The 13,774-nt window shown below is 70.5% G+C and carries 13 protein-coding genes; 6 read left to right on the top strand and 7 right to left on the bottom strand.

Going from position 1 to position 13,774, the window contains the following annotated elements; all coding sequences use genetic code 11:
* Window positions 1-3 precede the first annotated feature (3 nt).
* The 5 genes from ACYSUO_RS24395 to ACYSUO_RS24375 are packed head-to-tail and all read right to left on the bottom strand — an operon-like array spanning window position 4 to window position 4,826.
* Window positions 4-1,419 carry a purine-cytosine permease family protein gene (locus tag ACYSUO_RS24395; RefSeq protein WP_461778369.1) on the bottom strand — a complete coding sequence of 472 codons (1,416 nt, stop codon included), beginning with the start codon at window positions 1,417-1,419 and terminating at the stop codon, window positions 4-6.
* A gap of 12 nt (window positions 1,420-1,431) precedes the next feature.
* Complete coding sequence (locus tag ACYSUO_RS24390; protein WP_461778368.1) at window positions 1,432-2,379, bottom strand: ABC transporter substrate-binding protein; 948 nt, start codon at window positions 2,377-2,379, stop codon at window positions 1,432-1,434.
* Between the two features lie 11 nt (window positions 2,380-2,390).
* Complete coding sequence (locus ACYSUO_RS24385; RefSeq protein ID WP_426903225.1) at window positions 2,391-3,068, bottom strand: ABC transporter permease; 678 nt, start codon at window positions 3,066-3,068, stop codon at window positions 2,391-2,393.
* A gap of 7 nt (window positions 3,069-3,075) precedes the next feature.
* A complete protein-coding gene (locus ACYSUO_RS24380) occupies window positions 3,076-3,732 on the bottom strand; it encodes an ABC transporter permease (RefSeq protein ID WP_461778367.1) in 657 nt (218 codons plus the stop codon).
* Window positions 3,729-4,826, bottom strand: a complete 1,098-nt coding sequence (locus ACYSUO_RS24375; RefSeq protein ID WP_461778366.1) for an ABC transporter ATP-binding protein — start codon at window positions 4,824-4,826, stop codon at window positions 3,729-3,731. The genes ACYSUO_RS24380 and ACYSUO_RS24375 overlap by 4 nt, the downstream gene beginning before the upstream one ends.
* Window positions 4,827-5,005: 179 nt before the next feature.
* Between ACYSUO_RS24375 and ACYSUO_RS24370 the strand changes: the two genes are divergently transcribed.
* Both ACYSUO_RS24370 and ACYSUO_RS24365 read left to right on the top strand, forming a co-directional pair.
* A complete protein-coding gene (locus ACYSUO_RS24370; protein WP_461778365.1) occupies window positions 5,006-6,469 on the top strand; it encodes an aromatic amino acid ammonia-lyase in 1,464 nt (487 codons plus the stop codon).
* Between the two features lie 82 nt (window positions 6,470-6,551).
* A complete protein-coding gene (locus ACYSUO_RS24365) occupies window positions 6,552-7,430 on the top strand; it encodes a MurR/RpiR family transcriptional regulator (protein ID WP_461778364.1) in 879 nt (292 codons plus the stop codon).
* 353 nt (window positions 7,431-7,783) lie between these two features.
* Here the strand turns inward: ACYSUO_RS24365 and ACYSUO_RS24360 are convergent, their stop codons facing one another.
* On the bottom strand, window positions 7,784-9,175 hold the full coding sequence (locus ACYSUO_RS24360) for a cystathionine beta-synthase (protein ID WP_461778363.1): 1,392 nt from the start codon (window positions 9,173-9,175) through the stop codon (window positions 7,784-7,786).
* Between the two features lie 158 nt (window positions 9,176-9,333).
* On the opposite strand from ACYSUO_RS24360, the gene ACYSUO_RS24355 reads away from it, so the two are divergent.
* The 3 genes from ACYSUO_RS24355 (at window position 9,334) to ACYSUO_RS24345 (ending at window position 12,963) form a co-directional block, all read left to right on the top strand.
* Window positions 9,334-10,368, top strand: a complete 1,035-nt coding sequence (locus ACYSUO_RS24355) for an SGNH/GDSL hydrolase family protein (protein ID WP_461778362.1) — start codon at window positions 9,334-9,336, stop codon at window positions 10,366-10,368.
* Window positions 10,369-10,680: 312 nt separating this feature from the next.
* Window positions 10,681-11,901, top strand: a complete 1,221-nt coding sequence (locus ACYSUO_RS24350) for an acetyl-CoA C-acetyltransferase (protein ID WP_461778361.1) — start codon at window positions 10,681-10,683, stop codon at window positions 11,899-11,901.
* A 243-nt stretch (window positions 11,902-12,144) separates the two neighbouring features.
* Window positions 12,145-12,963 carry a hypothetical protein gene (locus ACYSUO_RS24345; protein WP_461778430.1) on the top strand — a complete coding sequence of 273 codons (819 nt, stop codon included), beginning with the start codon at window positions 12,145-12,147 and terminating at the stop codon, window positions 12,961-12,963.
* 93 nt (window positions 12,964-13,056) lie between these two features.
* Here ACYSUO_RS24345 and ACYSUO_RS24340 read toward each other — a convergent pair whose 3' ends face one another.
* A complete protein-coding gene (locus ACYSUO_RS24340; RefSeq protein WP_461778360.1) occupies window positions 13,057-13,368 on the bottom strand; it encodes a hypothetical protein in 312 nt (103 codons plus the stop codon).
* Window positions 13,369-13,455: 87 nt separating this feature from the next.
* On the opposite strand from ACYSUO_RS24340, the gene ACYSUO_RS24335 reads away from it, so the two are divergent.
* Window positions 13,456-13,686, top strand: coding sequence for a DUF4287 domain-containing protein (locus ACYSUO_RS24335; RefSeq protein WP_266711007.1), 231 nt, complete (start codon window positions 13,456-13,458; stop codon window positions 13,684-13,686).
* Window positions 13,687-13,774 lie beyond the last annotated feature (88 nt).

The following is a 13,774-nucleotide window of genomic DNA, read 5'->3' as shown; positions in this document are numbered from 1 at the left end:
ACGTTACGGAGCGGTGGCCCCCACCGCAGTAGGGCTATCCCCCGTCTTCTCACTGGGCCACTCCCCCGCATTGCGCCGGGCGAGCAGCCAGTACAGGACGGCCGGGACGACGAGGCCCACGATCCACGACACGTCCGCGCCGCCGAGCGGTTCGACGAGCGGGCCCGTGTAGAAGTGCGTGACCAGGAACGGCAGCTGGGCGAGCAGCCCGATCCCGTAGACCACGAGCGCGTCCCAACGCCAGGCGCCGTACCGGCCGTTGGGGTCGGAGAGAGCGGGGAGGTCGTAGCGCTCGCGCGAGATCAGGTAGTAGTCGACCAGGTTGATCGCGGACCACGGCGTGAAGAACGTCAGCAGGAACAGCAGGAAGTCCTTGAACGAGGTCAGGAAGCTGTCCTTGCCCGCGAGGGCGACCACCGTGCCCGCGACCATGATGATCCCGATGTAGACCGCCCGGCCGCGCTGCGAAAGCACCCGCTGGCCGCGGAATCCGCTGATGCCGGTGACCATCGACATGAAGCCGCCGTACGTGTTGAGCACGTTGACGGTGAGCTTGCCGAGCGCGATCACGAAGTAGAAGAACGAGGCGGCGAGCCCCGCCCCGCCGAGCGACACGACGTACCCGACCTGGTTGTCGATGAACTTCTCGCCCGCGCTCGCCGCGACCAGCACACCGAACGCCATGGACCACTGCGAGCCGAGCGCGGAGCCCGCGAGCGTCCACCAGAACGTGGCCTTGCCGCTGGTCGTACGCGGCAGATAGCGCGAGTAGTCGGCGACGTAGGGGCCGAAGGCGAGCTGCCACGAGGCCGACAGGGAGACGGCGAGCAGGAACATCGGCAGCGAGAAGTGCGCGTCACCCAGCAGCGCGCCGACGTCGGTCCGGTCGAAGAGTCGCACGCCCAGGTAGACGAAGGCGAGCGCGCACACGACGCTCGCCACCCGCCCGAGGGCGTGGATGACGCGGTAGCCGACCGTCGCCACGACGCCCGTGACGAGCGCGAAGACGATGATGCCCGTCGTGTCGTTGGTGTGCGTCAGCCGTGCGGTGGCCTGCCCGGCGAGGACGGTGCCGCTCGCGAAGAACCCGACGTACATCAGGATGACGAGGAGCAGCGGGACGACGGCGCCCTTCACTCCGAACTGGGCCCTGGACTGGATCATCTGGGGCAGCCCGAGCTTCGGGCCCTGCGCCGAGTGCAGCGCCATGACGGCGCCGCCGAGCAGATTGCCGAGCACGAGCCCGATCAGCGACCAGACCACGTCGCCGCCGAAGACGACGGCGAGCCCGCCGGTGACGACGGCCGTGATGTGGAGGTTGGCACCGAGCCAGAGGGTGAACTGATTGAACGCGCTGCCGTGCCGTTCGCTGTCCGGCACGACGTCGATGGAGTGCTTCTCGACTACTCCCGCTGCCATGGATCCCGCTCCCTACTTCTTCTTCGTGAGCCCGTGCTTGCGCGCGTAGTCGTTCGCGACGTCCTCGGGGTCCTTCTTGTCCTTGTCCACGAGCCGGTTGAGCTCGGTGAGCTGCTCGGTCGTCAGCACGTTGCCCAGGCGGGCGAGGGCCTTACGGACGGTCGAGTCGGCCTTGCGGTCGGCGATCAGCGGGACGACGTGCTGACCGGGGACCAGGTTCTTGGGGTCGGTGAGGACGACCCAGTCGTTGGCGGCGATGTCGGTGTCGGTGGTGAAGAGGTTGGCGACGTCGACGTCGCCCTTCTTCAGGGCGCCCTTCACCAACGGCCCGGACGAATCAAGGGACTTGAACTCCTTGAACTCGACGCCGTAGACGTCCTTGAGCCCGACGGACCCCACCTGCCGCTTCTTGACCTCCGGGGCGGCGCCGATGACGAGCTTCCCGTTGTGCTTCGCGAGGTCGGCGAGCGACTTGAGCTTGTACTTCTTCGCGGTCTCGCGGGTCACCGCGAACGCGTCGGAGTCCTCGGCCATCCCGTACGGCAGGATCTGCAGGCCGGTGGGGAGCACCATGGCGAGGGCGTTCTGCATCTCGCCCTCCTCGGTGGCCTTCGCGTTCTTGTCGAGGTAGTGCAGGAGGGCGCCCTGGTACTCGGGCAGCAGGTCGATGTCGCCGCCCTTGAGGGCGGGGATGAGGATCTCGCGGGTACCGAGGTTCGGCCGCACGCTCGTCTTCACACCGGCGGCTTCGAGCGCGGCCGCGTACAGGTAGCCGAGCACCTGGTTCTCGGTGAAGTTGGCGGTGCCGATGGTGACACCCTTTTTGCTGGAGCCGCCGCCGGAGAGCGAACCCCCTTGCTGGTCGAGCGAGGTGATGCCGCTGGAGCAGGCGGACAGGGCCGGGACGGAGGCCGCGGCTGCCAGGCCGCCCAGGAGGGCACGTCGGTTGAGATTGCGCATCTTGCTTGCTCCTAGGCGGACTTGAGAGTGGTGGGGCGGTTGCGGAAGAGGAGCCTCTGGAGCCCGGACAGCGCCAGGTCGAGCACGATGGCGACGACCGCGACGAGCACGGCCCCGCCGAGCACCTGCACCAGGTCGCGCTGGGCGAGCCCGTCGAAGACGTAGCGGCCGAGCCCGCCGAAGGACACGTACGCGGCGATGGTGGCGGTGGCGACGACCTGGATGAGCGCGAGCCTCAGGCCCGTCATGATGAGCGGCAGCGCGAGCGGCAACTCGACCTGGAACAGCACCTGGTGGGCCTTCATGCCCTGCCCGCGCGCGGCATCCCGCACCTCGGGGTCGACGGCGGTCATCCCGGCGTACGTATTGGTGACGATGGACGGCACCGCGAGCGCGACGAGCGCGATGTAGACGGGCCACATCGAGAGACCGCTCGCGAGGAAGACGAGCACGACCAGGCCCACGGTCGGCAGGGCCCGCCCGAAGGACGACAGGTTGATGGCGACGAAGGCGCCACGACCGGTGTGCCCGATGAGCAGCCCGACCGGCAGGGCGATCGCGGCGGCGACGAGCGTGGCGAGCAGTGAGTACTGGAGGTGTTCGGCGACGCGCGTCGCGATGCCGTCGCTCCCCGCCCACTGCTCCCCGCCGACCAGCCAGGCCCCGAGGTTCTTGAAGAGTTCGAACATGGCGGGTTCAGGCCTTCCGGGTCCGAGTACGGGTACGGGCCCACGGAGTGAGCAGCCGCTGCACGCCGACGAGCAGCGCGTCCGCGACGAGCGCGAGCAGCAGGGTCAGGACGACGCCGACGATCACCGGGGTCGGGAAGTTCCGCTGGAACCCGTCGGTGAACAGCTGGCCGAGCCCGCCGTCCCCGATGTACGTCGCCACGGACACGAGCGAGATGGCCATCACGGTGGCGATCCGCACACCCGCCATGATCACGGGCAGCGCGAGCGGCAGCTCGACGGTGAGCAGCGTCCGCATCGGCCGCGTCCCCATCGCCTTGGCGGCCTCCTTCGTCTTCGCGGGCACGGAGTCGAGCCCCTCGACGGTGTTCCGCAGGAGGACGACGAGCGTGTAGATCGTCAGGCCGATGACGGTGGTGGTGCGGGTGAGCCCGGAGACGGGCAGCAGCAGCACGAAGACGGCGATGGACGGAATGGTGAACAGCACATTCGACATCCCGAGCAGAAACCCACGCAGCGGCCGCACCCGATGCGCGACGACAGCCAGCGGCAACGAGATCACGAGCCCGAACAGCACGGCGCTGAGGGCGGCTTGGAGGTGGGAGAGGGTGAGGGTGGCGAGATCGGACTGGTGCGCCCCGATCCAGGACCAGTCGATGGTCATGACGTCACGTCCGTGTCCTCGGCGGCCTCGGCCTTGCCGGCTCCCGCGCTCTGTCCCGTGCCGGGCCCGGCGGTGGCGTGGGCGAGGCCGGCGCGGTCGTGGATCTCGTCGCGGGACGAGACACCGACCAGCACGCCCTCCGCGTCCACCCGGGCCACGAACCCGCCCGGCGCCGCGATCGACTCGTTCAGCGCCGACAGGAGGGAGTCCGTGTCCCGCAGGGGGCGTATGGGCAGCTCCACGCCCGTCCCCTCGTCACGCCAGAGCAACGGCTTACGCGCCTCGTCCAGGATCAGTTCCCAGCCGGTGTCCGCGGGGTACTCGCCCTGCCCGACGCCCGCGAGCGTGGTCAGGGACAACAACTTCAACCCGCGCTCGGCCCCGAGGAAGTCCGCCACGAACTCGTCCGCCGGCCGCGCCAACAGCTCCTCCGGCGGAGCACACTGCACGAGGTGCCCGCCCTCCCGGAACACGGCTATTCGGTCCCCGAGCCGCACCGCCTCGTCGATGTCGTGCGTGACGAAGACGATGGTCTTGCTCAACTCGGTCTGAAGCCGCAGCAGTTCATCCTGAAGCTGGGTACGCACGACGGGGTCGACGGCCCCGAACGGCTCGTCCATGAGCAGCACCGGCGGATCCGCGGCCAGCGCCCTCGCGACACCCACCCGCTGCTGCTGACCACCGGACAGCTGATGCGGATACCGCTTGCCCATCTCGGCCGAGAGCCCGACCCGCTCAAGCAGCTCACCGGCCGCGGCCCGCGCCTTCTTCCGCCCCCACCCGAGCAGCAGCGGCACCGTCGCGACGTTGTCGAGCACGGTCCGGTGCGGGAACAGCCCCGCCTGCTGGATCACGTACCCGATGGATCGCCGCAGCTCGGCCGCGTCCTGCTCCAGGACATCGCGCCCGCCGACCCGAATGGTGCCGGACGAGGGCTCGACCATACGATTGATCATCCGGAGGCTGGTCGTCTTGCCGCAGCCCGACGAGCCGACGAAGACGGTCACACCCCCTTCCGGCATGTCGAGCGAGAGATCATGCACCGCTGTCGTGCCGTTCGGGAATCGCTTGTGGACCGCGTCGAACTGGATCATGGAGCGCCTCTGGAGTCCTCTTGCCCGTCCTGCATATCGTCATGCAGAGTTCTCGGTACGTGAATAACTTGTCAATGCCCCCGCGTAAATCGCAGGTAAATCCCCGCACCGGGGACCGAACTATGAGACGCGGACGCCCGTTTCGGGGCATTTGAACACTGATCAAGGGGGAACAGCGCATGGTGTCACAGCCGGTCGTCGTGCTCGACGGCCACGGCCTCCCGGTCGCCGACGTGGTCCGCCTCGCCCATGCGAGCGCCCGTCCGGTCCCCGGCACGGACGCCATGAACCGCGTGGACCGGTCCTGGAACGCGGCGCGGGAGATCGCCGCCTGGGGCAGGGTCTACGGCCGCTCCACCGGCGTCGGCGCCAACCGCAGCGAGGACGTACCCACCGAGGCCGCCGCCGACCACGGCCTGCGCCTGCTGCGCAGCCACGCGGGCGCGATCGGCGACGAGCTGCCGGAGCGCGAGGTGCGCGCGATGCTCGCGGTCCGCGCGAACCAGCTCCTGGCCGGCGGCGCGGGCCTGCGCCCCACGGTCGTCACGGCACTCTGCGAGGCCCTGGAGGCGGGCGCGTACCCGGCGGTCAACGAGCACGGCTCGGTCGGCACCGGCGACATCGCGCCCCTGGCCCAGATGGGCCTGGCCCTCGCCGGCGAGCACCCGTGGCGCGGCAAGGGCACCCCGCCCAAGCCGCAGCCCCTCGACAACAACGACGCCCTGGCCCTGATCTCCTCGAACGCGCTCACCCTCGGCCAGGCGGCCCTCGCCCTGCACGAGATGCGCGATCTGCTGGCGGCGACGAACCTGGTGGCGGCCCTGAGTCTGCTCGCGGTCGACGGCTCCTACGAGGCGTACGCCCTGCCCGTGCACGAGTCGCGCCGCCACAGGGGCAGCTTCGACGTGGCGGCCCGGATGCGCGAGATCCTCGGCGCCGACGACCACCCGACGCCCCCGCTCGGCCGGATCCAGGACCCGTACGGCTTCCGCTGCGTGCCGCAGATCCACGGCCCGGCGCAGGACGCGGCGGACGCCCTGGAGGACGTCCTCACGGTGGAGATCAACGCGGCGGCGGAGAACCCCCTGATCTCGTACACGGAGATGGCGGCCTACCACCACGGCGGCTTCTACATGGCCCAACTCGCCCTGGCCCTCGACCACTTCCGCCTCGCGATCAGCCAGGTGGCCCGCCTCTCCACGTCCCGCCTCTCCACCCTCAACGAACCGAACTTCACCCGCCTTCGCCCGTTCCTCGCGGACGGCGAACCGGCGTCGTCCGGCGTGATGATCCTGGAGTACGCCGCCGGTGGCGCCCTCGCCGACCTGCGCGCCTTCTCGGCCCCCGCCTCGCTCGGCCACGCCGTGCTCTCCCGCGGCGTCGAGGAGCAGGCGAGCTTCGCCTCCCTGGCGGCCCGCCAGACCCTGCGCGCGTGCGCGGCGTTCCGCCAGGTCGTGGGCTGTGAACTGGTCGCGGCGGTACGGGCGTTGAGGCTGCGCGACCTGCATCCGGACGCGGAGCTCCCGGTGGGGCGGGCGTTCGAGCTGGCGTCGCAGGAACTGCCGGCGGAGATCGCGGACCGGCCGCTGACGGAGGACGTGGAGCGCGCGGCACGACTGCTGGGCCGGTTCGTGACTCCCTAGCCCCAGGGCCCCTAGCCCCCACGCCTGCATTTTGAATAGAATCATGCACAATTCGGGACCCTTGAATGGACCGGCGGGAGACATGAGCGAGCGCACGGACAGCACACGGAGCGGGTCGGACGACGCGGGGGCACAGGGCCCCTCCGCCCGCCTCCAGAGCCTCTTCGAGGGGCACCGCCTCACCCCCACCCAGCGCCGCATCGCGCACTGCATGGTGCGGCGAGCGGCCGAGGTGCCGTTCCTGTCGTCCGTGGAGCTGGCCGACCTCGCGGGCGTGAGCCAGCCCTCCGTGACCCGGTTCGCGGTGGCGCTCGGCTTCGACGGCTACCCGGCGCTGCGCAAGCACCTGCGCGAGACGGCACCCTCAGGACCGGCCACCGCCACCAAGGCCAACGAGTACCAGCAGGCCGTGGAAGCCGAGATCGCCAACCTCCGGCACCTCGCCGAACTGCTCGCCGACCCGGAGCCGGTGGAGCGGGCGGGCCGGATCCTCGCCGCCTCGCCGACGCTGCTCGTCCTCGGGCTGCGCGCGGCCGCGTCCCAGGCGTTCGGATTCGCGTACTTCGCCGCGAAGGTCCACCCCGACGTACGCCTCCTCGACGAGGGCGGCACCATGCTCGCCGACCGCATCGACGCGGCCGTCCGCGCGGGCGCCACGACCCTGCTCTGCTTCGCGCTCCCCCGCCACCCGCGCGAGGTCGTCGACGCCCTCGCGTACGCGAAGGAGGCGGGCCTGACCGTCGTCACGGTCGCCGACTCCGCCTTCGCCCCCGTCGCCCGCCACTCCGACCTGCTGCTGCCCGCGGCGGTCGGAACGGGCCTCGCCTTCGACACGGCGTGCTCGCCGATGCTGCTGGGCCGGGTGCTGCTTGAGGCGATGTGCGACGGGCTGCCGCAGGCACAGGCGCGCCTCGAGGAGTTCGACGTACGGGCGGCGGAGCGCGGCCTCTTCGTCGAGTGACGGTCAATACCCGTAGACGGTCAACACCCGCACGGGAGAAGTGAGTTGCGCGGGGACCGCCGCACCCCCGTGTGACGGGGGGCGGGACGACGGCGGTCCCCGCGAGGGACGCGCCCCGGTCAGGCCGGGTGCACGCCCAGGGCGTCCATGGAGGTCCGGGAGCCGCTCCGGAGGTTCCTTTGACGCCGCTCGGTGCCGGGTGGGGCGGGGAGCCGCTCCCGCCCCTTCCGACATCCACCAATCTGCCGGAGCCGTGTTAAGCCGGTGCTGCGCGCACGTGTCGCGCTCGTACCGTTTTCGCGAACCCGGGAAAGCGGCCTACGGAACGGACTGCCGATCGACCCCGAACCGGCCTATTTCGCACCGTTCTTGGCCAGGAACGACAGCAGGTCCTGACGGCTCACCACACCCGTCGGCCTGCCCTCGACCAGCACGATCGCCGCGTCGGCCGCACCGAGCACGGTCATCAGGTCCGCCACCGGCTCCCCGGAGCCGACCTGCGGCAGCGGAGCCGACATGTGCTTCTCCAACGGGTCGTGCAGGGAGGCCCGCTGGGCGAACAGCGCGTCGAGCAGCTCCCGCTCCACGACCGAGCCGATGACCTCGGCGGCCATCACGTCCGGGTGCCCCGCGCCCGGCTTCACGATCGGCATCTGCGAGACCCCGTACTCGCGCAGCACCTCGATCGCCTGACCGACCGTCTCCTCCGGGTGCATATGGACGAGCGAGGGCAGCGCGCCGCCCTCCTTGTCCTTCAGCACGTCGGCGACGCGGGCGCTCGGCCCGGCGTCCTCCAGGAAGCCGTAGTCCGCCATCCAGTCGTCGTTGAAGATCTTCGAGAGGTATCCGCGCCCGCTGTCCGGCAGCAGCACGACCACGATGTCGTCGGGACCGAGCCCCTCCGCGACCCGCAGCGCCGCCATCACGGCCATCCCGCAGGAGCCGCCCACGAGGAGCCCCTCCTCCTTGGCGAGCCGCCGCGTCATCTGGAACGAGTCCTTGTCGGACACCGCGACGATCTCGTCGGCGACCTCACGGTCGTAGGCCGTGGGCCAGAAGTCCTCGCCCACGCCCTCGACGAGATACGGGCGCCCGGAGCCACCGGAGTAGACGGACCCCTCGGGGTCCGCGCCGATGACCCTGACGCGCCCCTCGCTCGCGTCCTTCAGGTAGCGCCCGGTCCCCGAAATGGTGCCGCCGGTGCCGACGCCCGCGACGAAATGGGTGATCCGCCCGTCCGTCTGCTCCCACAGCTCGGGTCCGGTGGAGTGGTAGTGCGACTCGGGGTTGTGCGGGTTGCTGTACTGGTCCGGCTTCCAGGCGCCGGGCGTCTCGCGTACGAGCCGGTCCGAGACGTTGTAGTACGAATCGGGGTGCTCGGGGTCCACCGCCGTGGGGCAAACCACGACTTCGGCGCCGTACGCGCGCAGCACATTGATCTTGTCCGTGGAGACCTTGTCAGGGCAGACGAAAATGCATTTGTAGCCCTTCTGCTGGGCCACCATGGCGAGGCCGACGCCGGTGTTTCCGCTGGTCGGCTCGACGATGGTGCCTCCTGGCTCCAGCTCCCCGCTCCGCTCGGCCGCCTCGATCATGCGCAGCGCGATGCGGTCCTTCACGCTGCCGCCGGGATTGAAGTACTCGACCTTGGCCAGGACGGTCGCCCGCAGCCCTTCGGTCACCTTGTTGAGCCTCACCAGCGGGGTGTTGCCGACGAGGTCGATCATCGATTCGTGGATGCGCACCGTGGTCTCCGGGTTCTCCTCCGTAATGGTGCCGCCAGGGTAAGGCGCACACCATGGACCATGTCGCTTCATCCGGCGTTGCGATTGGCCGACAGGGATAACGGGGCAAGGAGTCCTTGTAGCCGTAAAAGAGTCGCAGAGGCAGGTGGCCGCGGAACATGTCGAGCAGGGCGAGGGTGGCACGGCGGATCGCAGCGGGCGCCGCGTACGGCGGCGGCGGGATCGGGCTGCTGGGCGCGGCCACGGTCGGCGTGGTGCTCGCCGAGGTACAGATCGCGCGCCGTCAGGTCGGCAACCACGGTCCCGAGCCGGTGCACGTGCCGGCCGCGGACGGTGTGTACGGGCGGCGGATGTACGGCCCTCGCGACGGCGAACCGTTGCGCTTCCTCATGCTGGGGGATTCGACGGCCGCGGGGCAGGGCGTGCACCGGGCGGGGCAGACGCCGGGCGCGCTGCTCGCGTCCGGGCTCGCGGCGGTGGCGGAGCGGACGGTGGAGCTGCGCAATGTGGCGCTGCCGGGCGCGCGCTCCGACGACCTGGACCGTCAGGTGCCGCTCGGGCTCGCCGACCCCGACTGGCAGCCCGACGTCTGCGTGATCATGATCGGCGCGAACGACGTCACGCACCGCATCCCGGCGACGAAGTCCGTACGCCACCTCTCCGCGGCCGTACGCCGTCTGCGGACGGCCGGCGCCGAAGTGGTGGTCGGCACGTGCCCCGACCTCGGGTCGGTGGAACCGGTCCAGCAGCCGCTGCGCTGGCTGGCCCGCCGTGCCTCGCGGCAGCTCGCGGCGGCGCAGACGATCGGCACGGTGGAGCAGGGGGGCCGCACGGTGTCGCTGGGCGACCTGCTGGGACCCGAGTTCTCGGCGAACCCGCGGGAAATGTTCGGCCCGGACAACTACCACCCCTCCATGGAGGGCTACGCGACCGCGGCGATGGCGGTGCTGCCCACGCTCTGCGCCGCGCTGGGCCTGTGGCCGGAGGAGGAGCGTCCGGACGCCTCCCGCTCCGAGGGCTTCCTCCCGGTGGCCCGCGCGGCGGCGCAGGCCGCCCAGGAGGGCGGTACGGAGGTCGCGGCGGCCATGCCGACCGGTCCCCGGGGACCATGGGCATTGCTGAAGCGGCGCCGCAGGAGGCGGGTAGCCGGCGAGGACCCGGTCCCGGCTCACTCAAGCCCCTCCGGCGCTTGAGGAGCCGGGGCGGAGCCCCGAGCCCGTGCGCCGGACGGGGCGAAAGATTGGGGCTCTGCCCCATACCCCGCTGCTCAATCGCCGCAGGGGCTTGATTTACCCAGCCCCGCCGGCGTTTGAGGCGCGGGGTCCGGGGCGGAGCCCCGAGGGCGCGCGCCGGGTGACCGCGAACAAAATCCTGGAGACCCGCGGAGCCCTGAGCAAGCGCTTAGTAAAATGCGGTGCGGGTCACACACCTCACCCGGTGACCCAGCCGGTACGTACGGGTAACTTCCCTCACGGTCAGCCGTATCGAACTCTTGGAGCCGCGTGATGCCCGAAGCAGTGATCGTCTCAGCCGCCCGTTCCCCCATCGGCCGCGCCTTCAAGGGGTCGCTCAAGGACCTCCGCCCGGACGACCTGACCGCCACGATCATCCAGGCCGCCCTCGCCAAGGTCCCCGAGCTCGACCCCCGCGAGATCGACGACCTGATGCTCGGCTGCGGCCTCCCCGGCGGCGAGCAGGGCAACAACCTCGGCCGCATCGTCTCCGTGCAGATGGGCATGGACCACCTCCCGGGCTGCACCGTCACCCGGTACTGCTCCAGCTCGCTCCAGACGACCCGCATGGCGCTGCACGCCATCAAGGCCGGCGAGGGCGACGTCTTCATCTCGGCCGGCGTCGAGATGGTGTCCCGCTTCGCGAAGGGGAACTCGGACTCCCTCCCGGACACCCACAACCCGTTCTTCGCCGAGGCCGAGGCCCGCACCGCCGAGGTCGCCACGCAGGAGAACACCACCTGGCACGACCCGCGCGAGGACGGCCTGGTCCCGGACGCGTACATCGCGATGGGCCAGACCGCCGAGAACCTGGCCCGCGTGAAGGGCATCACCCGCGCCGAGATGGACGCCTTCGGCGTGCGCTCGCAGAACCGCGCCGAGGAAGCCATCAAGAACGGCTTCTGGGAGCGCGAGATCACCCCGGTGACGACCCCCGACGGGACCGTCGTGAGCAAGGACGACGGCCCGCGCGCCGGCGTCACCCTCGAAGGCGTCTCGGGCCTCAAGCCCGTCTTCCGCCCCGACGGCCTGGTCACGGCCGCCAACTGCTGCCCGCTGAACGACGGCGCCGCCGCCCTCGTGATCATGTCCGACACCAAGGCGCGCGAGCTGGGCCTGACCCCGCTCGCCCGCGTCGTCTCCACCGGCGTCTCGGGCCTGTCCCCCGAGATCATGGGCCTCGGCCCGGTCGAGGCCAGCAAGCAGGCCCTGAAGCGGGCCAACCTGACCATCGACGACATCGACCTGGCCGAGATCAACGAGGCGTTCGCCGCGCAGGTCATCCCGTCCGCCCGCGAGCTCGGCATCGACGAGGACAAGCTGAACGTGAACGGTGGCGCCATCGCCGTCGGCCACCCCTTCGGCATGACCGGCGCCCGGATCACCGGCACTCTGATCAACTCGCTCCAGTTCCACGACAAGCAGTTCGGTCTGGAGACCATGTGTGTGGGTGGTGGACAGGGCATGGCGATGGTCATCGAGCGCCTGAGCTGACCCGGTCCCGACCGGGGCGGTCTACCCGTTCGTGATCCAATCTCCCCCAGGATGTGACGTGCATCTCGGGGGAGATTCATTTTCGCAGGTCAACCCCGTTCCCACCCCATACCGGTGCTAAACACCCGCCAAAAGACCTGTCCGTTTCGTGACGTAATGCACTGACAGCTGGTTCGTCCAGGCTTCAAGCTGATGTAGGAAGTCGGGGGTCGACTTGAAACCGGGAGTACGTCAGTGAGCGCCATGCCTGCCGCCATAAGTGTCCTCGTGCTCGCCACGGCCGCTGCCACGGCCGTCGGTGTCGCCACCCTGCAGCACGTCAGGGGTCTGCGCCGACAGGTCTCGGAGCTGCGCGACGAGCTGAGCAGGGATCGCGCCGTCCAGGCGCTTCCCGGCGTCCCCGCCGCCCGCACCACGCCGGACGCCGAGGCGATACGCAACGCCGTCGCCGACGCCCTCGCCGAGGAGCGGGAGCGGGAGCTGGCGGAGGCCCGGGCGTTCTGGGCCGCACAGGAGGCGCGGGACAGCTCGGAGCTGCCGCCGTTCCTGGCCGGCGGCGCGCTCGGCGACGACATGTTCCTGCCGCGTCAGGCGGACCTCGTGGGCCTGGAGCCCTTCGGGGAGCCCTCGCTCGAGCCGGAGGACGAGTTCGCCGGCACGGCGGCGCTCGACGAGGTCGTCGAGGAGTCGCCCGAGCTGGCCGCCGCGCGTCGGCGGCACCCCTCGCACCCCGACTTCGTGCCGGTCCAGTCGCCGGTCGTGGGCGACCACGAGCGCACGGTGCAGTGCCTCGAGGAGCTGGCGCAGACGCGTACCGCCCTCGCCGACGTCCGGCCCGGCCCGCTCGGCACGCTCGACGTGTACGTGTTCGCCGACGGTACGACGCTCTGCATGACGCCCGGGCACCGCGAGACGGCGGAGCAGTTGGCGTCCGCCCTGCGCGAGGGCGAGACCCCGGTCCTCCTCGGCGGCTCCGGCGTCTCCGGCGCGTACGCCTTGACCTTCGAGTGCGCCCGCTCCAACGTCTACATCCTGGCCGACCGCGTCATAGCTTCGGCCTGAGCCAATTCAGCCCCGCCTGATCAGCCCCCCATATCCAGCCCCGCCGGCGATTGAGGCGCGGGGTCCGGGGCGGAGCCCCGCGGCCGTAACGGGTCAGATACCGGCCCGCTTCATCGCCGCCTCGACCAATTCCACCGCCTCGGCGACCTCCCCCGCTTCCCGGAGGGAAACCGCCAAGTCCCGCCCCGCGACCGTCACTTGGTCCGCCGCGGCGAACATCCCCGCATCGGGCATCTCCCGCACGGGCACGTCGGGCTCGTCCAACTTCTGGGCCCGCTCCGAAAGCTCCCTGGCCAGCGCCAGCGCCTCCGCGGCAGCACCTCGCTGCAATCTGCTCTGCGGCGCGGCCCGGAGCCGGTCGGCGAACTGATCCACTGCGGCGGTCAAAGGCGTCGTATCAAGCACGCGGCGACTGTAGCTGTTTACAAGGCCCCGGCGCTCAGGCACGGTGGCGTGAAGGACCGGCCACATCGAAGCGTTCCGGAGGCGCCGATGTCCCAAGTCTTCTCCGAGGAGACCCACCGCAATCTGCTGGCTCGCATCCCCCACTGCACCGGTCGCGAACTCCGCGACTGGATGCGCACCGTTGAAGAAGGCCCCTGCTTCCTTCGTTTCGAAGAGAAGGTCAGTTGGCTGCGTGGCGAGCACGATCTCGCGTACGGCCACGCGAAAGCGATCATCCACGAGTACGACCTGAGGCGCGCCGCACGGCGATTCCGGTAGCGCCCCGCTCCCCTTCACAACCTCACCTCACAGCAAGGGGCCCGCACACCGAAGGTGTGCGGGCCCCTGACTTTCGACCGTCAGGCGT

The sequence above is a fragment of the Streptomyces sp. UC4497 genome, assembly GCF_054871485.1.
Note: the sequence above shows the minus strand (reverse complement) of the source record. Positions and strands in the feature narration are given on the sequence as shown.